The 22,577-nt window shown below is 54.4% G+C and carries 22 protein-coding genes; 15 read left to right on the top strand and 7 right to left on the bottom strand.

What is annotated here, in order from left to right; genetic code table 11:
* Position 1 precedes the first annotated feature (1 nt).
* The gene (gene ung / locus RG807_RS10035) at positions 2-727 is read left to right on the top strand and encodes a uracil-DNA glycosylase (RefSeq protein ID WP_309044800.1); all 726 of its coding nucleotides are present in this window, start codon (positions 2-4) and stop codon (positions 725-727) included.
* Here the strand turns inward: ung and RG807_RS10030 are convergent.
* The 5 genes from RG807_RS10030 to nadB form a co-directional block, all read right to left on the bottom strand.
* Complete coding sequence (locus RG807_RS10030) at positions 721-1,554, bottom strand: HDOD domain-containing protein (RefSeq protein WP_309044799.1); 834 nt, start codon at positions 1,552-1,554, stop codon at positions 721-723. The genes ung and RG807_RS10030 overlap by 7 nt on opposite strands.
* 118 nt (positions 1,555-1,672) lie before the next feature.
* A complete protein-coding gene (gene ygfZ / locus RG807_RS10025) occupies positions 1,673-2,683 on the bottom strand; it encodes a CAF17-like 4Fe-4S cluster assembly/insertion protein YgfZ (RefSeq protein WP_309044798.1) in 1,011 nt (336 codons plus the stop codon).
* Between the two features lie 21 nt (positions 2,684-2,704).
* On the bottom strand, positions 2,705-3,184 hold the full coding sequence (locus RG807_RS10020) for a hypothetical protein (protein WP_309044797.1): 480 nt from the start codon (positions 3,182-3,184) through the stop codon (positions 2,705-2,707).
* Positions 3,150-3,422: an FAD assembly factor SdhE gene (locus RG807_RS10015; protein ID WP_309044796.1), complete on the bottom strand. Its 273-nt coding sequence runs from the start codon at positions 3,420-3,422 to the stop codon at positions 3,150-3,152. Before RG807_RS10015 ends, RG807_RS10020 begins: the two co-directional genes overlap by 35 nt.
* A gap of 23 nt (positions 3,423-3,445) precedes the next feature.
* Positions 3,446-5,050: an L-aspartate oxidase gene (gene nadB / locus RG807_RS10010; RefSeq protein ID WP_309044940.1), complete on the bottom strand. Its 1,605-nt coding sequence runs from the start codon at positions 5,048-5,050 to the stop codon at positions 3,446-3,448.
* 202 nt (positions 5,051-5,252) lie between these two features.
* Here nadB and rpoE point away from each other — a divergent pair, with 202 nt between their 5' ends.
* From rpoE to pdxJ, 13 genes are all read left to right on the top strand, one after another.
* Positions 5,253-5,867 carry an RNA polymerase sigma factor RpoE gene (gene rpoE, locus RG807_RS10005; RefSeq protein ID WP_494337498.1) on the top strand — a complete coding sequence of 205 codons (615 nt, stop codon included), beginning with the start codon at positions 5,253-5,255 and terminating at the stop codon, positions 5,865-5,867.
* A 15-nt stretch (positions 5,868-5,882) separates the two neighbouring features.
* Positions 5,883-6,455, top strand: coding sequence for an RseA family anti-sigma factor (locus tag RG807_RS10000; protein WP_309044794.1), 573 nt, complete (start codon positions 5,883-5,885; stop codon positions 6,453-6,455).
* A 99-nt stretch (positions 6,456-6,554) separates the two neighbouring features.
* The gene (locus tag RG807_RS09995; protein ID WP_309044939.1) at positions 6,555-7,505 is read left to right on the top strand and encodes a MucB/RseB C-terminal domain-containing protein; all 951 of its coding nucleotides are present in this window, start codon (positions 6,555-6,557) and stop codon (positions 7,503-7,505) included.
* Complete coding sequence (locus RG807_RS09990) at positions 7,502-7,969, top strand: SoxR reducing system RseC family protein (protein ID WP_309044793.1); 468 nt, start codon at positions 7,502-7,504, stop codon at positions 7,967-7,969. Before RG807_RS09995 ends, RG807_RS09990 begins: the two co-directional genes overlap by 4 nt.
* A 93-nt stretch (positions 7,970-8,062) precedes the next feature.
* Positions 8,063-9,463: a DegQ family serine endoprotease gene (locus RG807_RS09985; RefSeq protein WP_309044938.1), complete on the top strand. Its 1,401-nt coding sequence runs from the start codon at positions 8,063-8,065 to the stop codon at positions 9,461-9,463.
* Between the two features lie 131 nt (positions 9,464-9,594).
* The gene (locus RG807_RS09980; RefSeq protein WP_309044792.1) at positions 9,595-12,321 is read left to right on the top strand and encodes a bifunctional diguanylate cyclase/phosphodiesterase; all 2,727 of its coding nucleotides are present in this window, start codon (positions 9,595-9,597) and stop codon (positions 12,319-12,321) included.
* 105 nt (positions 12,322-12,426) lie between these two features.
* Positions 12,427-14,229, top strand: coding sequence for a translation elongation factor 4 (gene lepA / locus RG807_RS09975; protein WP_309044791.1), 1,803 nt, complete (start codon positions 12,427-12,429; stop codon positions 14,227-14,229).
* An 11-nt stretch (positions 14,230-14,240) separates the two neighbouring features.
* Positions 14,241-15,020 (top strand): signal peptidase I, encoded by a 780-nt coding sequence (lepB, locus tag RG807_RS09970; protein ID WP_309044790.1) that lies wholly within the window; start codon positions 14,241-14,243, stop codon positions 15,018-15,020.
* A 27-nt stretch (positions 15,021-15,047) separates the two neighbouring features.
* A complete protein-coding gene (locus tag RG807_RS09965; protein ID WP_298449934.1) occupies positions 15,048-15,437 on the top strand; it encodes a DUF4845 domain-containing protein in 390 nt (129 codons plus the stop codon).
* Positions 15,434-16,123 (top strand): ribonuclease III, encoded by a 690-nt coding sequence (gene rnc, locus RG807_RS09960; RefSeq protein WP_298449935.1) that lies wholly within the window; start codon positions 15,434-15,436, stop codon positions 16,121-16,123. The genes RG807_RS09965 and rnc overlap by 4 nt, the downstream gene beginning before the upstream one ends.
* Positions 16,123-17,040 (top strand): GTPase Era, encoded by a 918-nt coding sequence (era, locus tag RG807_RS09955; RefSeq protein WP_309044789.1) that lies wholly within the window; start codon positions 16,123-16,125, stop codon positions 17,038-17,040. The genes rnc and era overlap by 1 nt, the downstream gene beginning before the upstream one ends.
* Before the next feature lie 25 nt (positions 17,041-17,065).
* Positions 17,066-17,791 (top strand): DNA repair protein RecO, encoded by a 726-nt coding sequence (recO, locus tag RG807_RS09950; RefSeq protein WP_435404667.1) that lies wholly within the window; start codon positions 17,066-17,068, stop codon positions 17,789-17,791.
* Positions 17,792-17,802: 11 nt separating this feature from the next.
* Positions 17,803-18,543, top strand: coding sequence for a pyridoxine 5'-phosphate synthase (pdxJ, locus tag RG807_RS09945; RefSeq protein WP_309044787.1), 741 nt, complete (start codon positions 17,803-17,805; stop codon positions 18,541-18,543).
* A 29-nt stretch (positions 18,544-18,572) separates the two neighbouring features.
* Here the strand turns inward: pdxJ and RG807_RS09940 are convergent, their stop codons facing one another.
* A complete protein-coding gene (locus RG807_RS09940) occupies positions 18,573-21,449 on the bottom strand; it encodes an ATP-binding protein (RefSeq protein WP_309044786.1) in 2,877 nt (958 codons plus the stop codon).
* Between the two features lie 21 nt (positions 21,450-21,470).
* Entirely contained in the window at positions 21,471-21,671 is a 201-nt protein-coding gene (locus tag RG807_RS09935) for a hypothetical protein (protein ID WP_309044785.1), read from the bottom strand.
* Between RG807_RS09935 and cysM the strand changes: the two genes are divergently transcribed.
* On the top strand, positions 21,672-22,565 hold the full coding sequence (cysM, locus tag RG807_RS09930) for a cysteine synthase CysM (RefSeq protein ID WP_309044784.1): 894 nt from the start codon (positions 21,672-21,674) through the stop codon (positions 22,563-22,565).
* Positions 22,566-22,577 lie beyond the last annotated feature (12 nt).

Here is a 22,577-nt window from a genome sequence, read left to right as displayed (position 1 = left end):
CATGCACCCGGTTGAGGCACTGGCAAACACACTCAGGCCCGACCGGGGCTGGAAAGAACATCTTACAGGCGAATTCCGTCAGCCCTACATGCAGGCGCTGGCGGAATTTCTCGCCGAAGAAGAAAGCGCCGGCAAGGTTCTCTTCCCGGACAGAAAACACTGCTTTAATGCCCTTAACAGCACGCCTCTGGACCAGGTGCGTGTTGTCATTCTGGGGCAAGATCCCTATCACGGCCCCGGCCAGGCCAACGGTTTATCGTTTTCTGTGAGGCCGGGGGTTCGTACACCACCTTCTCTGGTGAATATATTCAAGGAAATGCAGACGGATCTCGGCATTGAGCCACCAGATCACGGTTGCCTTCAGCCTTGGGCAGAGCAGGGTGTATTATTGCTCAACAGCGTACTTACGGTTGCTCAGGGGCAGGCTGGCGCCCATCAGGGGAAAGGTTGGGAGACGTTTACCGACCGGGTGATTGAAACGGTAAATCGTGAATGCGAAGGTGTGGTATTTCTGCTTTGGGGCAGTTATGCCCGAAAGAAGGGTCAGCACATTGATCGCAGTCGGCATCTTGTGCTCGAAGGGCCGCACCCGTCACCGCTCAGTTCTTACCGTGGGTTCTTTGGTTGCAAGCATTTCTCCCGGGCCAATGACTGGCTCCGGGAGCAAGGGCGTTCGCCAGTACGTTGGGCGCTACCTTCGGAAGAAGATTTGGATGCGGGTTATTGAAGCAACGCCATCGCCGCTTCCATCTGAGCGTTAAGGTCTTCTTCTTCGCTCATGTCGATGTTCGGGTCCAGGCCCAGGCGGTCAAACGCTGAAATGGCAGTCCAGTCCATCTGTGCCCAAGGATGCTCCGACCCTGAAATAAGCTGCAAGTTAGCGATCATAACCAGGTCGGCGTAGTCGGCTGAAGGTACTTCTCTCTGGAATTTGGCGAATTCCAGAGGAACATTCACCAGATCCTTCGGGAAGTCCCACTTTTTCAGAATGGCTGCGCCGATTCTAGGGTGCAATTCTTCAATAACGCTGTCGAGCATGGCGCCACTGATTTGTATGTCCTCATCTTCCACATAGCGCAAAATGGGTAGCACACCAATCAGGTGAACCAGCCCGGCCAAGGTAGCCTGGTCCGGTTTCAGTTTCGTGTAGTGCTGGGCAAGTACATGACAAATGCCGGCTACTTCGGTGCTCGCTTGCCAGGTAGCGCGCAAGCGCTTGTCGATCATGTCGGAGGTCGCCTGGAACATCTGCTGCATCGCCAGGCCCATGGCCAGGCTGCTTGTGTAAGCCATGCCGAGGCGGCTCACAGCCATGTTCAGGTTCTCTATCGCACGATTGCCTCTGAAGAGAGGGCTGTTACATACGCGAATGATGCGGGCAGAGAGGGCGGTGTCATTGCTGATGACCTTTACCAGATCTGCGATGGCAGAGTCTTCGGACTCGGCAATTTCCCTCACCTGAAGCGCAGCTTCCGGCAGTGTTGGGAGTAAGAGCTTGTCTTCTTCGATCGCGGTAATAAGATCCGCTTTGATGGTTTCAGCAATGTTTGACATGGTTTCGTATGGATCCGCTTGTCAGTTCAGATCGCCCGTTACCTTGTGGGGTGGGCAATCTGAAGGCCAGAAGTTTAAACCCTATTTATAGCAAATTTCGACAGTCTTGCCTGTCAACTTATGTATCCTTTGGTTCACTTCCCTCGCGCTCGGTAACGGAATAAGGCAGCGGTCTTTGCTCCAGAACCGCTTGTGGCAGGCCTTCTGCTAAGAGTTCGCTGTTCGCTGCGTCGTGCCGAATCACGGCAAGCAGTTCGCAAGAGCCGTCAGTAAAGCCCACTGCGTTGACGATTTCTCCTACTGATCGCTCGCCCGCCATGATTGAGGTTCCCGGTGCAGGTAGCGAGCTGGCCTCCGCAATACGGAAGCGAAACAGGCTTTTTTTAAGTTGTCCGAGAAAATGCATTCTGGCGATAATTTCCTGACCGGTGTAGCAGCCTTTCTTGAAATGCACACCGCCCAGATGCTGCCAATTCAGCATTTGCGGCACATAGGCCTCGCTGGAAGCTGTGCTCAGCATGGGCACGCCCGCAGCAATTTCCGAGGCTTGCCAGTCGGAAAGGGTCTTCTCAGGAATGTTGCCCAGATCTACATCACTTGCGCTGGCTTGCCACAGTTCATAACGAGATACGCCGTCTGCTGTGTTTTCTGTGCGAATCAGCAACCCGCAATCCAGCGCAAGGGTGTCCCCTGCAGCTTCCAGGCTGTTCAGTTGCTCGCCTGCAAGGCGTGAGGCGGCATCAGTACCCAGCAGCCCGGTGATTCTTCCGCCGGTGTGCTCGGTCATGGTGGTTCCACGGAACAGCATCATGTATTTGCGCAGGTGTGCCATGGTTGCTTCTGCCAGCTCGGAAGGTAGGTCCATGAGCACGTCGTCACCATCGCGTACCAGTCGAGTCAGGCAGTATGCCCGGCCTTTTGGAGTAGCGCCTGCTGCGCGAGGCGAGAAGCCCGTTTTGACGTCACCTAGGTCCTGGCTCAACTGCCCCTGCAGGAATTTGTCGGTGCCTGGTCCGGATATACGAACCAACACACGATTGGACAGCAGGATGCGGCCTGAGGTTGGCAGAGGTACTTCGGCAGATGCGTAAACAGGCGTGGCTGAAACAGGTGTTTCTGTACCAGTCATGGAAAAACTCCGGGCAGAATGCTAGTCAAAGGAATGTTGAGTGCGGCCCAGTCTGAGCCACAATCTCAGGCGACGAAATTGCTCTTCGGGCAGGTTACCGGTAATCCGTTGGCCCGAGAGTATCACAACCGGATATGAAGAAGATTTGGAGGCGACAGGCTGTAGTTTCAAGAGCGCCAGCTTGGAGCTTAGACGGCTTGAGCGGCACGCACTCACAGCTTCGGCTTGCCCGCTGCCGAGTCGCGCGTAGAGCGTGTTGTTTTCCAGGTACAGTCCAAGAACCGCAGAAGGCCCTATCAGCAGGCCATTGAGGCGGTACTGGAATACAGCGCCCGCGAGGGTCAGTGGCGCTAGCGCGTACAACCAGCTTTTGCCGGCAGTAGCGGCAATGAGTACGAAGGCGCTGGCTACCAGCCAAGGCGTGGCGGCCAGGCAACCAGTCGCAACGCTGGGTGACAGCGTCAGGTCAATCCGGCTGGACACGGGAGAGAATGATGTCAACGATGCGCTGCAGATCTGCGTCGTCTGGGCGGCTGCGCTGCATGAACCACTCGAACATATCGGTGTCTTCACACGTCAGGAGCTTCTCGTAGCGCTTCTGATCCTCTTCATCAAGGTCCAGATAAGCCTCTTCCAGAAAGGGAAGCAGCAGGACATCCAACTCCAGCATACCGCGGCGACTGTGCCACCATAGGCGTTTGAACTTGGGGCTGTCAGAAGTGCTTCGGGTGTCTTGCATAATTAATCTCTTGGTCATCCCCCTTACGGCGAAGGGGTTCTGTAAGTGGTTGGTATGAGCACGGTATCACGGGCTTCTGGCAGTAGTCCTGGGTAATCCAGCGTGTAGTGCAGGCCTCGGCTTTCTTTGCGTTGCAGGGCTGAGCAGATGATCAGATCCGATATGGTTACCAGGTTGCGCAATTCCAGAAGATCGTTGGTTACCCGATAGTTGCTGTAAAACTCGCTGATCTCTGCGGACAAAAGATCAGCCCGGTGTTTGGCTCTTTGCAGGCGTTTGGTTGTTCTCACTATGCCCACGTAGTCCCACATAAAATGTCGTAGCTCATCCCAGTTGTGGGAGATTACAACATCTTCGTCGGAATCCCGCACCTGGCTTTCGTCCCATGCCGGAGCTTCTGGCGGGGGCGGAATGTCTGCTTCCCGGCGTGCAATGTCGGCCGCAGCAGCCCGGCCATACACCAAGCATTCAAGTAGTGAGTTGCTGGCCATGCGATTGGCGCCATGAAGCCCGGTAAACCCGGCTTCACCCACCACATACAGTTGGTTGATATCGGTTCTTGCCCGCTGATCACTGACAATGCCGCCACAGGTGTAGTGCGCTGCTGGCACCACCGGGATTGGGTCGCGCGTAATGTCGATGCCAAATTCCAGACATTTCTCGTAGATAGTAGGAAAGTGGTGCCGAATGAAATCGTCAGATTTGTGGCTAATATCCAGGTACAGGTGGTCGGCACCCAGTCGCTTCATTTCATGGTCGATGGCGCGGGCCACTATGTCCCGGGGCGCCAGCTCTCCGCGTTTGTCGAAGCGATCCATAAAACGGGAGCCATCAGGCAATTTCAGCAATCCACCTTCGCCTCTTACCGCTTCAGTAATCAGGAATGATTTGGCGTGAGGATGGTACAGGCAGGTCGGGTGGAACTGATTAAATTCCATATTAGCCACGCGGCAGCCTGCCCGCCAGGCCATGGCAATGCCATCTCCGGACGCACCGTCAGGGTTGGTGGTGTATCGGTACGCCTTCGATGCGCCGCCGGTTGCAATTACGGTGAAGCGGGCCCGGAACAGTTCCACGTGGTTGTCTTCAAGATTCAGTATGTAGGCACCAACGCAGCGGTTGCCGGGCAGGGCCAGCTTGCGATTGGTAATCAGATCAACCGCAACACGCCCTGATTTTAGCTCGATGTTGTGCCGGGCCTGTGCTTGCGCGGTCAAGGTTGTGGATACAGCGTGCCCGGTGGCATCAGCGGCGTGGATAATACGCCGGTGGCTATGCCCGCCTTCCCGGGTGAGGTGAAGCTGGGCGTCTGTATCCCGGGTAAAATCAACGCCGGTGCCGATAAGCCAGTCTATGCTTTCTTTACTGTTTTCAACGGTGAAGCGCACGGCGTCTTCGTTACAAAGACCACCGCCTGCGACGAGAGTGTCCTGCACATGATTTTCGGTACAGTCCTGGTCATCCAAAACGGCCGCTATGCCGCCCTGGGCCCAGAGTGTTGCGCCGCTGCTGATGTCGGCCTTGCTCACAACACAGACCTTCAAGTGTTCCGGCAGATTTAAAGCAACGGTCAGGCCGGCAGCGCCGCTGCCAATAATAAGTACATCGTATTCGTGGGACTGTGGCATCGGGTCGTTGTCGCGGGCCATAATGTAGACGTGTATTGAACTAAACTTTACGCTTGCTGTCTATTTGGCCTAACGGATAACAGACCTTACAGGCAGGGTTGTCCATTCTTGAAACGGGCGCCGGATAGAGCGTATGAATCACCAGAAACTCGTATCGGCCGAAATACTGGCCATGAAACCGGAGAGTACCGGCACGTCTACCATGGCCCCAAATGATCAAAAACAGGCTGAGCAGTCAGACCGCCAGACCGATCTGCAACTTGTTCGCAAAGTCCGGGGCGGGGATCGTGGAGCCTTTGACTTGCTGGTAGTTAAATACCAGTCAAGGGTGGCATCTATTATCAGCCGATATGTATATGACAGCCAGGAAGTCATGGATCTTACCCAGGAAGCGTTCATCAAGGCATATCGTGCTATTGACCGCTTCCGCGGGGACAGCGCCTTTTATACCTGGCTGTATCGTATCGCGGTGAACACCGCGAAAAACCATCTTGAATCCCGTAGTCGAAGGCCCCAGGGCAGTGCTGATTCAGGGGAGGCCGAGAACTTTGATGATGGGCGGCGGCTACGAGACATTGCCTCGCCCGAACGCCTGCTTCAGCGAGAGCAGTTACAGAAAGAGCTGAGTAATGCCATAGCCAATCTTCCAGAGGAACTGCGTTCAGCATTCTTGTTGCGGGAGTATGACGGTCTTAGTTATGAAGATATAGCACGGATTCTGGAATGTCCTATCGGAACTGTGCGCTCGCGTATTTTTCGGGCCAGGGATGCTGTTGACAAGCATTTGGGGCCTTTGCTTAATCATTCGGTGACGTAATTGAAGGTGCATCCTATGGATGATCGTCTCAGAGAAACGCTGTCGGCCATGATGGACGATGAAGCTGATGAACTGTCGGTTCGGCGTCTGCTGTCCCATGAAAATCAAGCCGATGTTTGCGCCCAGTGGCAGCGGTGGCAAGGTGTGCATGATTTGATGCACCGGGGCAGCTCACCGGCGGAAGGCGTTGATGTCAGTGCCGCCGTACGTGAGGTGCTCGATGGGCGAGCCAGGCCGCAAAGGCCTGCCGAAGTGCGGCAACGCGAGTCACAGAGAGTCTGGCAATGGCCGGCAGCAGTGGCCATGGTTGCGGCAGCTTTGCTGGTTGGCTTTGGTGCGGGCACAGGCTGGGAGTCCGATGCGGTTGCTCCCGGTACGTTGGCGTCTGCAGCCGCAACGGCAGCGCCTGAAAATGAATCGTCTACCAATGCCGGGCCGGTTCAGGAGGTTGCTTTACAGGGGCTCGATGAGAAGCAGTGGGAGCACATGAGCCGCTATCTGTTGGAACATGCGCAGCACAATAGTGTGGGTGCAGGGCAAGGCTCGGTGGGCTATGCCCGACTTGTCAGCGCAAGCGGCGGCTATTGATAGCAAGTGATGAAGGTATCCATGAGCAAAGCCCGTTATTTTGGCCTGAGTTTGAATGATCTGACCGTGCGAAGCATCCTCGCGTTTATATTTGTGATCATGCCGGTGCACACATTTGCAGGTGATAAAACGGCAGCAGGCTGGCTTGAGCAGCTAGGGCCTGCCCTTAATATGACCTCTTACCGGGGTGTGTTTGTATATGCCAGAGGCGCCAACGTCCACTCAATGCAAATTGCCCACCGCTATCACAACGGCATAGTTGAAGAGCGGCTGGTGTTGCAGGACGGCGGTACTGGTGAGATTGTGCGCCGGGATATGAAAGTCGTCTGCGTGCTTCCGGAACAGGGTAAGGTACAGCTGGATCAAATCATACCCTCCGGCCCCTTTGCTGAAGCCTTTACAAACCAACTGATCCCCGTAAATCGCTGGTACACTGCCGAGCTGAAAGGCGAGGATCGCGTAGCGGGTTATGAGGTGGTTACTGTCGCGTTGACGGCAAACGATCAGCACAGGTACAGCCACAGCCTTTGGCTGGAAAAATCGACGGGACTTCTGGTAAAAAGCCACGTGCGCACGTCTAAAGGGGAGGTGTTGGAGCACTTCCAATTTACCAGCCTGGAGATTACTGAGGATATCTCGGACAGTGAGTTTGAGATCCGCTCCAAAGGTCGAGAGATCTCCCGCACGCTCGGTGGCCCAAACCCGGAGGGAAGAGCCTCAAAAGCACCCCGTATGCTTGGGTGGCATTTGGGCTGGCGGCCGGAAGGATTTGAGCCGGCTGCTGCACCAGGGTCCGGCAAGGGGCAGGCAGTTGCATTTTCGGATGGGTTGGCAGCATTCTCGGTCTTTGTTGAACCTGCCGGCAGGATCAGCATGCCTACAGGGGCCTCTCGTATCGGAGCAACAACCGTCTATATGCGTCAGTTGGAAAGTGGGAACAAAATGTTTTTAGTGACTGTGGTCGGTGAGTTGCCACCGGCCTCTGCACGTCAGGTTGCAGAGTCAGTGCGGATTGATGAGACGTTTGTGCTGGGTGTGAAAGAGCCGTGATTACCGAGACAGGCAAAGTGGTTGCTCTTTCAGGTGAGTATGCCTGGGTTCAAACCATTCGTACCCGTGCCTGTCAGAGCTGCTCGGCTCGCAACGGTTGCGGGCAGAAGCTGCTGGCTACCGCGACTGGTGGGCGTGCCAACCAGGTTCGGGTTGTGAATTCCGTGAATGCTTGTGTTGGTCAGGACGTGACGCTCGGTATTGATGAAGATGCGCTCCTGGGAGCCTCGATGCTGGTTTATGCGCTTCCGCTACTGCTTATGGTGGTTCTCAGTGTGGCCGGTCATCAGGTGTCCGGTGGCAATGATTTTGTTTCCATGGTCGGTGCGGCGGCCGGCCTGGCATCCGGCTTTTATGCAAGCCGTAAATTACAGCACCGGAAAGCCGGTCGCTATGAACCCAGGCTGCTCCGGATCAACCGTATCCCGGCCGGAGTAGTTTCACATACAGACTCGCTAACATGACTTACAGGGGATCCTGATATGCTGAGAAATGCACCAGCAGTTACCCGGTTTTCCCCGGCATCACTCACTCAGAGGGTGCCGGCTTCTGTGCTGATGATACTACTGGCCTTTGTGTTGGTGGTCTGGAGTGTGCCTGGCGCGGCACGAAGCTTGCCAGATTTTACTGAGCTGGTTGAAGAAAATGCAGACGCAGTAGTCAATATAAGTACTACCAGTACTCCAGCAGCGGGCAATGCACGTTTTCACGGTATGCCTTTTGATGAGCGCCAGCTCGATCAGCTGCCCGAGTTTTTCCAGGAGTTCTTCCGTAGCCCGCAATCTCCGTTTGGTGGTGCACCGGGCAGCTCGCAACCACGTCGCTCTATGGGATCCGGGTTTATCGTGTCTGCTGATGGATACGTGCTGACCAATAATCACGTGGTTGAAGGGGCTGATGAGATTATTGTGCGACTCAATGATCGTCGTGAGCTGCCAGCAACACTGGTTGGCACCGACCCCCGCTCGGATATGGCCGTGTTGAAGATCGAGAATGGGGATGACTTGCCCGTCGTAAAAACAGGGCGATCCAAAGATCTCAAAGTGGGTGAGTGGGTGTTTGCAATAGGCTCACCGTTTGGCTTTGACTACACCGTCACGGCTGGAATTGTCAGTGCTCTGGGCCGTTCACTGCCGTCAGAAAACTATGTGCCATTTATCCAGACGGACGTGGCCATTAACCCGGGTAACTCTGGTGGCCCGCTGTTCAACATGGACGGTGAGGTTATCGGTATCAACTCACAAATCTACACTCGCTCGGGTGGCTTTATGGGGGTTTCGTTTGCTATCCCTATTGATGATGCCATGAGTGTGTTTCGCCAGATTCGCGATAAAGGCGTGGTTTCCCGGGGCTGGCTGGGTGTGTTGATTCAGGAAGTGAATCGCGATTTGGCTGAGTCGTTTGGTCTCAAGCGCCCAAGGGGTGCGCTGATTGCTGAGGTGATGGCTGGTTCGCCGGCCGAGGCTGGCGGTTTGCAGTCTGGTGATATTGTTCTTGAATACGATGGTGAGGACATTCATTTGTCGTCTGACCTCCCGCCTATGGTAGGTCGTACCCCGGTAGGAGAGTCGGCACGCCTGACGGTTCTTCGCGGTGGGAAGGAAATTACTCTGGATGTGGAAATCGGTCAGTTGCCCGATGAGCGTGGCGCTCAGCAGGCGGCGCCTTCCGACAGCAATCCGACGACTGCGCCACTGGGGTTGACGGTTGAGCCGTTGCCAACGGATCTGGCGGACTCTATAGGTGTGTCAGGCGGCGTTGTTGTAACGGACGTTGGCAGAGGCCCGGCTTACAATGCAGGTATTCGCGCCCGGGACGTGATCACTGAAATCAACAGGAAAGCGGTGTCGTCGGTTGAGGATTTCCGCAAGGTGGTCAGAGCATTGCCGGAAGGACGTGCGGTTTCTGTTCGTGTGGTACGCCAAGGGCGGGCAATTTATCTGGTTATGAAACCCTGATTGATCTGACGGGTCGCATACTGTGACTGAAAGCCTCCAGACCTGATGTAAAAAACGACAGGCCTGGGGGCTTTTGTTATACTGCCGAGCATTAATAATAAGTGCGGCCACGGAATGGACCAGGTCAGATTATGATGAACAGAAAGGCTCTCCCTCTCCTGCAGCTTCTGAAACTCCGTAACGCTTGGCTTGCCTGGTTGCTTCTAGTCGTGGCGATTGCTGTCACCCTTGTATCTTGGCAGTTTTCCATCCGCTTGGTTGAAGATCGCACAGAAGCCAGGTTCCGAACCCAATCACTGCAATTAAAAACGGCTATTGAAGAGCGTCTGATCAATTACGAGCAGGTTCTGGCCGGCAGTGCTGGGCTCTTTGCTGTTGCGGGTGATGTGTCCCGCGATCAGTGGCAAGAGTACGTGCACAATGTAGATATAAATCGTTATTACCCCGGCATCCAGGGCATAGGCTTTGTTGAACGCATTGAAGTGCGTGACATGGCGGACCACATTGCGTCAGTGCGTGCAGAAGGTGTGCACAACTATTTGGTGAAGCCGCTAGGGGTGGGGCCTTTTTACTATCCCATGGTGTATCTGGAGCCAGGAACGGTAAGCAACCGGCGAGCCCTTGGCTACGATGCCTTCAGCGACCCGGTTCACCGCAAGGCCATGGAGCAGTCCCGCGACAATGCCATTCCCACGGTAACAGGCAAGGTGGTATTGATACAGGAAGAATTGGAAGAGGGCCAGGCCAGCTTCCTTATGTATTACCCGGTATATCAGGGTGGGGAAGTGCCTGAAATACGGGCTGAGCGGCGCATGATGCTGGCGGGCTTTGTGTTCAGCGCCTTCCGAATGAACAACCTTCTTGATGGCATTGTTGGTCTTATCTCGCCATTTCTTGATGTTCGTATTTACGATAATGCTGTGGCGGTCCGCGAAAACCTCATGTACGGCTCGAACCTCGGCTCTCTGGATGATCAATTCAGTTTCGAAATGAGCCAGACCGTAAGCCATGGTGGGCGGGAGTGGCTTCTGCAAACCCGCTCAACTCCTGCATTCGATTACCTGGCGTCTGATCCGCGTCCAGGCATCGTGCTTGGCAGTGGCATTGCGATAAGCCTGCTGCTGTTCATCGTGGGTTTGGTATTGATCCGTTCCCGCCTTATGGCACAAATCAGCGAAGGGCGTTATCGCGCCATTACCGAGGGAGCCGCCAACGTAACCCTGGTTATGGACGAAACGGGCAAGCCTCTTTATGCCAGCCCCTCCAGCTTCGATATTCTCGGGTTTAACCCCGGTGAAATAGAGGCGTTGGCACTGGAGAATCTTGTTCATGCAGACGACTGGCCGCTGTTGAAACAGGGGTTTGAGGACGCAGTTCAGGCGCCGGGCAAGCAGATGCCGGTTGTCCGGGCACGTATCTACGATGCAGAACACAACTGGCGCGATATGGAAGGCACCTACACTGCCATGCTGACCGTGCCTGGCGTGGATGGTGTGGTTCTCAGCCTCCGTGACCTCACTCAGTTGAAAGCCGCCCAGACCGAGCTGCACCGGTTGGCGTTCTACGACCCGCTAACCGGATTGGCCAACCGGCAGCTATTTCGTGATCGCTTGAATAGCGTGGTGAATCGGAGCCGCCGTAGTGGCGAGCCTGCTGCCCTGATGTTCCTTGATCTCGATGGTTTCAAACGCATCAATGACACTCTTGGACATGATGCGGGTGATGAATTATTGAGCCAGGTGGCAACCTGGCTTGAGGGCTGTGTGCGAGAAGAGGACTCTGTAGCAAGGCTCGGTGGTGATGAATTTGTGGTGTTGTTGTCGCAGATCAGTGGCGCCGAGGCAGCCGGCAAGGTTGCTGAAACCATTCTACGCAGGCTGTGCCAGCGGATTCGCCTGAACGACCATGAGGTGGGGATTACTGTCAGCATTGGTGTCACCATGATCCCCCACGACAGCGAAGACCCCGGAACTTTGATGAAATTTGCCGATCTGGCAATGTATCGCGCCAAAGAAATGGGCCGGAACACTTACCAGTTCTTCACTCCTGCAATGAATATCAAAGCTGCCCGTCGCTTGCTGCAGCAGGAAGAGCTGGCGAGTGCGTTGGAAGAAGAGCGGTTTGTTCTGCACTACCAGCCCAAGATAGATCTGGCTACGGAGCGGGTAATCGGTGTTGAGGCCTTCCTGCGCTGGCATCATCCGGAAAAAGGTCTGGTATCGGCGCAGCAGTTTATAGGGCTGGCTGAGGAAACCGGCCTGATTGTGAGGTTGGGTGAGATGGCCCTGCGTCAGGCCTGTATTCAGGTTCAGGCCCTGGAGCGTGCGGGCTTCGAAGACCTGAAAATGGCGGTTAACCTTTCCGTGAGGCAAGTAACGGATTCGCGCTTCCTCGATATGGTTCGTCAGGTGATTACAGAAACAGGCGTCTCCCCCGAGAAGCTTGAGCTCGAAATGCCGGTGGAGCTGTTGAATGAGGACTCGCGGACGGTGCGTGAGCTTCTTGTATCGCTCAATGATCTTGGCGTGTGCCTGATTCTGGACGATTTTGGGGCGGGTTCCTGCTCTCTGGTTGCGCTGCAGCAGTTGCCGCTTGACGTTATCAAAATAGATCACCGTTTTATTCGCGATATTCCGTACAATGTGAGCGCAACCGACGTGGCCTCTGCGGTCATTGCGCTTGCGCACAAGCTTCACCTGACTGTGGTTGCCGAAGGAGTGGAAACGCCGCAGCAGCTGAGTTTCCTGAAATCTGCCGGGTGTACTCAGTGTCAGGGTAATCTGTTCAGTTATCCGCTGGACGAGGATGCGTTGATTGGCTTCCTTGTTCGGCAGTATGAACGGCCGGTTATTTCCTGATCATGGCAATGCCGGCCGGTTACCGGTAAAATCACGCCGGTCCCGGATCCTGTTACTGGCCTCTCCGGGCTCAATCCTTCGTCTTTTTATGAGTATTCATTGTCTGTGACTGAACTGAGCCGAATCCGTAACTTCTCCATTATTGCCCACATTGACCATGGCAAATCTACCCTTGCTGACCGTTTTATCCAGATATGCGGCGGTTTGACCCAAAGGGAAATGGCCGAACAAGTACTGGACTCCATGGATCTGGAACGGGAGCGGGGCATTACCATCAAGGCCCAGAGCGTTACGCTGCACTACACGGCCCGGGATGGCGAAACCTACAAGCTGAACCTTATTGACACGCCGGGGCACGTGGATTTTTCCTACGAAGTGTCGCGCTCACTGTATGCCTGTGAAGGCGCGCTGTTGGTTGTAGATGCGGGACAGGGCGTTGAAGCCCAGTCGGTCGCTAACTGCTATACGGCCATCGAGCAGGGCCTGGAAGTCGTCCCGGTTCTGAACAAGATGGACTTGCCTCAGGCTGAGCCGGAGCGGGTTGCGGCGGAAATAGAAGACATTATCGGTATTGATGCAACCGATGCCGTGCGCTGCTCAGCCAAGAGTGGAATGGGCGTAGAAGATGTTCTTGAAGACCTTATCAAGAAAATACCACCACCCCAGGGTGATCGTTCCGCGCCCTTGCAGGCGCTGATTATTGATTCCTGGTTCGATAACTATCTGGGCGTTGTTTCTCTTGTTCGGGTTACTCAGGGCGTGCTGAAAAAAGGCGACAAGATTGTTCTCAAGTCGACGGGCAAAGCCTGGAATGCCGACAAAGTAGGGATTTTCAAACCCAAACCCCACGACACCAACATACTGGAAGCAGGTGAAGTTGGCTTTGTAGTTGCCGGTATCAAGGATATTCACGGCGCGCCGGTTGGCGACACCATCGTGCACCATAAATTCGCTGAAGAAACGCCAATGCTGCCGGGGTTCAAGAAGGTTCAGCCTCAGGTATATGCTGGCCTGTTCCCGGTGAGTGCGGATGACTACAACGATTTCCGTGATGCCCTGGAAAAGCTCACCCTGAATGACGCTTCACTATTCTATGAGCCTGAAAGCTCTGATGCTTTGGGCTTCGGCTTCCGCTGTGGTTTCCTTGGCATGCTGCACATGGAAATCATTCAGGAACGGCTGGAACGTGAATACGACATTAACCTGATCACCACCGCGCCGACAGTTATATACGAAGTGCTGACCAAGCAGGGTGAGACCCTGACTGTGGATAGCCCTTCAAAGTTGCCGGATACAGGCTCGATCGAGGAAATGCGCGAGCCTATTGTTGAAGCCAACATTCTGGTGCCGCAAGAGCATTTGGGTAACGTTATTGCCCTGTGTGAAGAGAAGCGGGGCGTTCAGAAGAATATGCACTTTACGACCAATCAGGTGCAGCTGACCTATGAGCTGCCGATGGCAGAAGTGGTGCTCGATTTCTTTGATCGAATCAAATCTGCGAGCCGGGGCTTCGCCTCCCTGGATTATCACTTTGTTCGCTTCCAGCAGGCGAACCTTGTACGTCTTGATGTGCTGATAAACGGAGAGCGCGTAGATGCTCTGGCGTTGATCGTCCATAAAGATCAGTCACATTATAAAGGGCGGCAACTCATTGAAAAAATGAAAGAGCTGATTCCCCGGCAGATGTTCGATATAGCCATTCAGGCAGCCATCGGCAATCAGGTGGTGTCCAGGGTCAGCGTGAAAGCACTGCGCAAAAACGTAACGGCAAAATGCTACGGCGGTGATGTCAGTCGAAAGAAAAAGCTGCTCCAGAAGCAGAAAGAAGGCAAGAAGCGCATGAAGCAGGTAGGCAATGTTGAAGTGCCTCAAGAAGCGTTTCTTGCCGTGTTGAAAGTCGATAATTAGAAGGCATCTTGATGGATATTGATTTTCCTCTGGTTCTGGTTGTTTTGACCCTGGTGTCAGGGTTGATCTGGCTGGCAGACATACTGTTTTTGCGTAAGCGTCGTCTTGCGGAATCCCCGGTGGGCCATGGTGAAGGTGAAGACCTTCCTAAGGAGCCATACCTGGTTGATCTCAGCCGCTCATTTTTCCCGGTGCTGGCGGTCGTGCTCATCCTCAGGTCATTTTTGGTTGAGCCCTTTCAAATACCCTCGGGTTCCATGTTGCCAACCCTGGAGGTGGGCGACTTTATTCTGGTTAACAAGTACGCCTATGGCCTGCGCTTGCCCGTAGCCGGAACCAAGATACTGAGCATAGGAGAGCCCGAAAGAGGCGATGTAATGGTGTTCCGCTATCCGGAAGACGGGAAAACCAACTACATCAAGCGGGTGATTGGCTTGCCTGGCGATACGGTGCGTTATAGCAACAAGCAGTTGTTTATCAACGGCGAAAAAGTAGAAAGTGAGTTTGTTGTGCGCCTACCGCCGGTAGAAGTGCGCCGTGAGGACCTGGGTACTGTAGAGCATGACATTTTCTTGACCATGGGGCGCACGGGTGCTGCCGGAGAGGGTGAGTGGAAAATCCCCGAGGGTGAGTACTTCATGATGGGTGACAATCGCGACAACAGTAACGATAGCCGATACTGGGGCACGGTTCCCGATGAGTTGATTGTAGGCAAAGCTTTCGCGATCTGGATGCACTGGAAATCCCTCACCAGTCTGCCATCCTTCAAGCGTGTGGGTGGAATTGAGTAATTTTGACTATTCTGGAGTCCAGTTTTAATGAAACAAAATAATCTGTCCGCCATGGGTCGCCAAGGCGGCGCGTCAGCGCTTGTCATTCTAATTATGGTCCTGTTTTTTGGTAGTTTGCTCACGTTGGTGATCAAGGTTGGGCCAGCATACATGGACGATTACACCATCCAGGAAGCGCTTCAAGGCCTGGATGGCACAGAAGGGTTGTCGCAGATGGGGCCCGCTCAGATACTTACGCTGATCAATAAGCGCCTGAGCGTGAATAGTATCCGGGGTTTTGATACCAAAAATATTTCGGTTGAGAAAGACGGCGAGCTTGTTGTGATCGCTGTGGATTACGAAGTCCGTAATAACATTTTCCGCAACATCGATACCGTTGTTCACTTTCAGCACAGTTACGAGATGAAGGGTAAGTGAGTTCGCAACCAGACCTCGATCAGCTACAGCGACGGATTGGTTACCAGTTCAAGTCGCCAGAGCGTCTTATGCTGGCGCTTACGCACCGGAGTTACGGGAATCAGAACAATGAGCGACTTGAGTTTCTTGGCGACTCCATTGTGAATATGGTGATTGCCGAGTACCTGTTCCAGAGTTTTGATAAAGCCCGGGAAGGCCACTTGAGCCGGTTACGAGCTCGCATGGTGAAAGGGGTAACCCTGGCGGAGATTGGGCGAGAGTTTGATCTTGGAAGCTATATGCGACTGGGTTCCGGTGAGTTGAAAAGCGGCGGCTTCCGCCGTGAATCCATTCTTGCAGATGCAGTGGAATCGGTAATCGGCGCGATTTACCTCGATAGCGACTTTTACACCTGTCGCGAACAGGTGCTGCGCTGGTTTGAGGCACGCCTGCAGAAGCTGGATCTTCAGGACACTCAGAAAGATCCGAAAACCCGTTTGCAGGAATATTTGCAGTCCCGACAGTTCCCCTTGCCGAGATACGATGTTATTTCGGTTGATGGAGAAGCTCATAACCAGACATTTCATGTGTCCTGTGTGCTGCCATCGCTGGATCGAAAAACCAGTGGAGTTGGCAGTAGTCGCCGTGTGGCGGAGCAGGAAGCGGCCCGTAGCGCGCTGAAACAACTTGGCGTGGAGACACCCTGATGAATGATATTACTCGTCCTGAAAACCCCGACAGCCGTTGTGGTTTTGTTGCTATTGTCGGCCGCCCGAACGTGGGCAAATCAACGCTGCTAAACCATATTCTGGGGCAGAAACTAAGCATTACCTCCCGTAAGCCGCAAACCACGCGCCATAAGGTGCTGGGGATTAAAACCGAGGGGCCGGTGCAGGCGATTTATGTGGATACGCCCGGGATGCATGTGGAAGAGCCCCGTGCACTCAACCGTTATATGAACAAGGCCGCTACCTCTGCACTTTCAGGCGTAGATGTGGTGGTGTTTGTGGTGGATCAACTCGCCTGGACCACTGCGGATGAAATGGTGCTCGAAAAACTGAGTAAGCTCGATTGCCCGGTTATTCTGGCGGTAAATAAGGTTGACCGGATAGAAAAGCGGGAAAGCCTGTTGCCGCATCTGGATATGCTTTCCAGAAAGCGGGACTTTGCCGAGATTATTCCCATGTCGGCATTGAAGGAAACCAACCTGGCACCATTGGAAGAAGCGGTGAGCCGCTTCCTGCCTGAGAGCGTCCACTTCTATCCCGATGATCAGATTACCGATCGCAGCGAACGTTTTATGGCGTCGGAAATGGTGCGCGAGAAAATCACTCGCCAACTGGGCGCCGAACTGCCGTACTCCGTTGCCGTGGAAATTGAAGAGTTCAAGCATGATGGCAAGACCCTCCATATATCCGCGTTGATCCTTGTGGAGCGCGAAGGTCAGAAAAAAATCATGATTGGTGATAAAGGCGACCGGCTGCGTAGCATTGGTCAGGATGCCCGAGCGGATATGGAACGCATGTTCGACTGCAAGGTTATGCTCAAGTTGTGGGTTAAGGTAAAGCGCGGCTGGGCCGACAGTGACCGTGCGCTAAAAAGCCTGGGCATGAACGACCTCTGAGGCTGTCACGCCCCCCTGAGGCACTATGAGAAAAGACGCGCAACAACAGGAGCCCGCTTATGTAATCCATAGGCGGCCCTGGCGGGAAACCAGCCTCATGGTTGACCTTTTCACTCTGAATCACGGCCGTTTGAGTGTGGTCGCTCGGGGTGCTAGCGGTAATAAAAGCCCACTGAAAGCTCAGCTTCAGCCTTTTCAGCCACTGATGTTGAGCTGGGTAGGGCGCGGCGACCTGAAAACCCTGACTGATGTGGATGTACGTGATGGCCAAGCCTTGCACCGCACAGTTTCCCTCTATAGTGGTCTGTATCTGAACGAGCTGATACAACGGGTACTGCCCGAGGCCGATCCTCACCCCACACTCTTTGCGGCTTACATTGAAGCGTTGGATCAGCTTGCACAGACATCGGATGTAGAGCCGGTATTGCGAAAGTTTGAGCAGGCGTTTGCCGCTGCCCTGGGGTACGATTTTCGCTGGGATGAGGTGATGGACACGGGCCAGCCTGTCCATACCGCACAGGTTTATTGCTACGATCCGGAACAGGGTATTGTTGCTGCAGTGTCTGCAGGTGTGCGTTTGCAAAATCTGCCCGGGGAAACGCTGTTGGCGCTTGCCAGTGGAGATTATGAATCTACCGCGAGCCGCCGAGTGTCAAAGCGGGTTATGCGCGTTTTGACGGATTATCTGCTTCAGGGTCGCCCGCTGAACAGCCGCAGTCTTTTTAACCACCTTTCTATTCGCTCATCATAAGGGAGAACGACATGAATCCTAGAGTATTGCTTGGTGTGAATATCGATCACATTGCCACCTTGCGTGAGGCCCGGGGAACACGTTATCCCGATCCTGTCCAAGCGGCACTGATAGCAGAAGAAGCCGGTGCAGATGGCATTACCATCCACCCCAGAGAAGATCGGCGTCACATTCAGGATCGCGATGTGTTGCTGCTTAAAGAAGTGCTGCAAACCAAAATGAACCTCGAGATGGCGGTGACCGATGCCATGCTGGAATTCGCCGAGAAAGTCCGCCCTGAGTGTGTTTGCCTGGTTCCCGAGAAGCGGGAGGAGCTGACAACCGAGGGTGGGCTGGATGTGGTTGGCCAGGAGAAGCGCGTGGCGAATGCTTGTGCGCGCCTTGCCAGGCTCGGTGCGGAAGTCTCGCTCTTTATTGATCCAGACCCTGCACAGATTGATGCAGCGGTGCGTTGCGGTGCACCGGTTATTGAGTTGCACACCGGGGAGTATGCGGAAGCGGTTGGTGCTGAAGCTCAAGATGCGACGTTCAGAGCGTTGTCAGACGCCGTCAGTTACGCCCGCAAAAAAGGGCTGATTGTGAATGCGGGGCATGGCTTGCATTATCATAACACTGAACGGATTGCGGCTATCCCCGGTATCAATGAGCTGAACATTGGCCACGCGATTATAGCCAGAGCCTTATTCACTGGCCTCAAAGAGGCTGTTAAGGATATGAAAGCCATTCTTGATCGGGTGAGCAGGCAAGCCTGAGCCGTTCTTACTGGTGTGCTGACACATCATCAGTTGGTTTCGGCCTGCTGATGATGTGCCCGGAACATTTGCTGCCAGTCTGTTTGCTCGCTCCAGATCTGCAGGCGCTCAATTGCTGACATAAGCTGGCTTTTCTGTAATTCCATGTCGGGTGCTGAGCATTTGAGAGCGGTTTCAAAGTGGTTTGCGGCAGAGCGCAGCTCCGGAACGCCGCAGTATCGTGTGGCTCCGTGCAACTTGTGCACGCACTCCAGAAGGCCTTCCAGGTCGCCAGTGTTCCAGAGCTGGTCGATGTTCGTGAAATCGGCTGGCAACTGTTCCAGCAACATGCTGAACAACTCTTCCGCCAAATCTGTTTTCCCGGCAGCCAGCTGGATCCCCTCATCCACGCTTACGCACTCCCGTTGCATTTTCCGCGTAGAAGGTCTCAGAGCGCGTCTGGTGTCTCGCACTTCGGGTACAGGAATCCGGCCCGCTTCACCGGGGCTTTGATAACGGTAACCGGTACACTCAAAGATGGTATCTGCAAGCTGTCCGCTGCTAATGGGCTTGGGCATATAGCCATCAAACCCCTGCCGGGTAAGGCGTTCCTGCTCGTCTGCCAAGGCGTGTGCGGTGAGGGCAATAATGGCTGTTCTGTGATTGCTGTTGTCCATATCACGGATTCGGGCGGTTGTTTCTACGCCGTCCATGCCGGGCATCTGAAGATCCATGAATACCAAGTCAAACGACTTTTGTCGGGCTTTGCTTAAGGCCTCAAAGCCACTTGAAGCGCCTTCCGCATCAATCTGATAGTCCTGCAGCAGGGTCATGACAAGCTTCAGATTGGCATCGTTGTCGTCCACTGCCAGCACTCGCGGCACGTTCACCGGAGCCGGCAGTCGAGCGGTGTAGTCCTGGCGTGAAATGCCTTGCCCGGATGTATTAATGCCGTGTACCAGGAGCAATAACTCATCGTACAGGGCGTCTCTGCAGATGGGCTTTGTCAGGTGGCCGCTGGCCAGACCTGCAAGCGGGGTGTCGTGGACGTCCAGAGTGGGTGTAAGGAGCAGTGTGCGGCAATCCCGCTCGATCTCCACGGTCCGCACCAGCCCGCAGTACTGGCTGGAGTTGAGTAGGTGCCGGGTAATGCCGATGATGGCCACCGCATACCCCGACTGGCTCTTCTGGGCCTCTTCAATCTTCTCCTGCATGGCGCTTGGGCAGGTAACCCGATCAACTGTCATGCCCCACTCACGTAATAGATGTTCAACCGCAAGGCCGCAGGTTTTCTGGTGCTCCAGATAGATAGCCCTCTCTCCCCGCAGTGCATCTCGGGGGGCGACGGCCTCACCGCTTGAGGACAGTTCAGGCGTCAGGGTAAACCAGAAGGTGGAGCCTTTGCCCAGTTCACTTTGCAAGCCAATCTGGCCGCCCATTTCTTCCACCAGGCGCTTGGAAATAGCCAGCCCAAGGCCCGTGCCGCCATATTGCCTTGCGGTAGATGCATCGGCCTGGCTGAATGCATTGAACAGCGACTGTTGCTGGGCCCGCGATAGGCCTACTCCGGAATCGGTAATGCTCAGGCGCAGGGTGACCCGGTTACCTTCTTTGTCTTCGTCTTCCAGGCTCGCCCGCAGGACGACTTCACCGGTCTGGGTGAACTTGATGGCGTTGTTGACCAGATTGGTAATTACCTGTTTTACCCGCAAAGGGTCGCCCATGATGTTATCGGGCACATCGTTGTATACCAACGGGACCAAATCGAGATTTTTGTTATGGGCCGCGGGGGCCAGCATTACCATCACTTCTTCCACAATATCCCTGAGCTGGAAGGGGACGCGGTCAAGGATCAGCTTGCCGGCTTCAATCTTGGAGAAATCCAGAATGTCGTTAATGATGGTGAGCAGAATTTCGGATGATTTGCGAATAGTGCTCAAATGATCCCTCTGCTGGCGGGGCAGAGGGCTTTTGAGCAGCAGCTCGGTAAAGCCGATAATGCCGTTGAGCGGCGTGCGGATTTCGTGGGACATATTTGCCAGGAATTCAGATTTTATGCGGCTGGCCTCCAAGGCTTCTTTGCGCGCGAAATCCAGCTCAATATTTTGAATTTCAATGGTTTCCAGAGTCTCGCGCAGGTCTTCGGTGGCCTGATCAATGTTTTGCTGCATTTCAGCCTGGGCTTTGCTCAGCTCCTCCGCCATGGCATTGAGGCCAGATTCCAGTTGCTCAAATTCCGGGCCAGCTTTGGTATGAATGCGGGTGTCCAGCTTGCCTTCCTTCAGCTTTGCTACGGCCTCGTTAAGTTCGAACACTGGCCCGGTGAAGGCGCGGCTCAGGCGCAGCGCGATCAGCAAACTGAAAATAACCCCGCCAAGAACCAGCAGAAGGGAAATCAGTAAGGCTTTGTAGGTCTCTTTTTCGGTGCGGATATGAGACATCTCCACAGCCACCCAGCCGAGAGGTTGCCTTTGCTCGGAAGAGGGTTGCTGTGAGCCCTGATCGTGGATGGACTGAATGATCAGATCCTGGAGAAAAACAGGGTTTACAAAACGGGTACTGGTCTTGCGGGTAATCCGGCTTGCCTCTTCGCTGACCAGTTCTTTGCTGTCGAGGTTGTCTGAACTGCCGGGCCCGGAGTGAAGCAAACGACGCCGGTTGCTGTCGAAAAAGGTGATTGAGCGAACATCCTGCTCTTCCAGCAGGGCGTTGGAAAGGTTGCTTAACAGGCTTCGGTTAGCCGTAAACAGCCCGTATTCCGAGCCGGCCGCGAGCTGGCGTGAAAGTGACTCGCCACGATCCCTCAGAAGGCTTTCAATATTGTTAACCCAGCTATAGGTAAAAAACATCCCAAGCATAAGGGTGGTGATAAGGGTGGGAACCAGAGTAACCACCAGCACCTTTTTGCGAATGCCCCAACGTCGCATACGATATTCCTGAAAAATAACTTAACGCCGCCTGTCTGGGCGGGTTACGTCCTTGTAATAGTAGGCCATCCGGGCGCGGATGATTTGATTATCCAAGCCGGCGGAGCCGAAAAATACGTTGCTTATATAGCCTTCAGTCATGGTTTTAGCGAGAAGCTGTATTGGGCGACTGGGGCCATAAGGCGTATCATGCCACGCAAAAGTGTACCACAGGGTTCTCATATGCATTTTCCAACAGTTGAAGATTATGTCGGGCATACGCCTCTGGTTCGATTACAGCGTCTTCCTGGCGAGACCAGTAATGTAATTCTGGCAAAGCTCGAAGGCAATAACCCGGCGGGTTCTGTAAAAGATCGGCCAGCCCTGGGGATGATTCAGGAGGCGGAGCGTCGTGGCGAGATTCAGCCCGGGGATACGCTGATTGAGGCGACCAGCGGTAATACCGGTATTGCTCTGGCAATGGCAGCCGCCATCAAGGGTTACCGGCTGGTACTCATTATGCCTGCCAATATGAGCGAAGAGCGCCGTGCATCCATGAGAGCCTACGGTGCCAAGATCATTACCGTAAGCCAGCAAGAAGGCATGGAAGCAGCCCGAGACATGGCGTTGAAAATGCAGGCAGAAGGCAAGGGTAAGGTGTTGGACCAATTCAGCAACCAGGACAACCCGCTGTCGCACTATCGCACCACAGGCCCTGAAATCTGGGAACAGACAGCGGGGCGGGTAACGCACTTTGTCAGTTCCATGGGTACCACCGGTACGATTATGGGCGTGTCCCGTTATCTGAAAGAGCGCAATCCCGATATCAACATTATTGGCTTGCAGCCTAAAGAGGGCGCCTCCATACCAGGCATCCGCCGTTGGCCGGAAGCCTACCTGCCCAGCATATACGATGCGGCTCGGGTGGATCAGGTGCTCGATATTGGCCAGCAAGAAGCCGAGGACACCATGCGCGCCATGGCTGAACGAGAAGGGATTTTCTGTGGCGTATCATCTGGCGGATCCATCGCCGCTGCACTTCGACTGTCTGCCCAGGTTGAAAACGCCATTATCGTAGCCATTATCTGTGACCGCGGCGACCGCTACTTATCCACGGGTGTGTTCCCGAACACCTGAACCTGACTGACG

Source organism: Marinobacter sediminicola (assembly GCF_031157525.1).
Taxonomy (GTDB): domain Bacteria; phylum Pseudomonadota; class Gammaproteobacteria; order Pseudomonadales; family Oleiphilaceae; genus Marinobacter; species Marinobacter sediminicola.
Note: the sequence above shows the minus strand (reverse complement) of the source record. Positions and strands in the feature narration are given on the sequence as shown.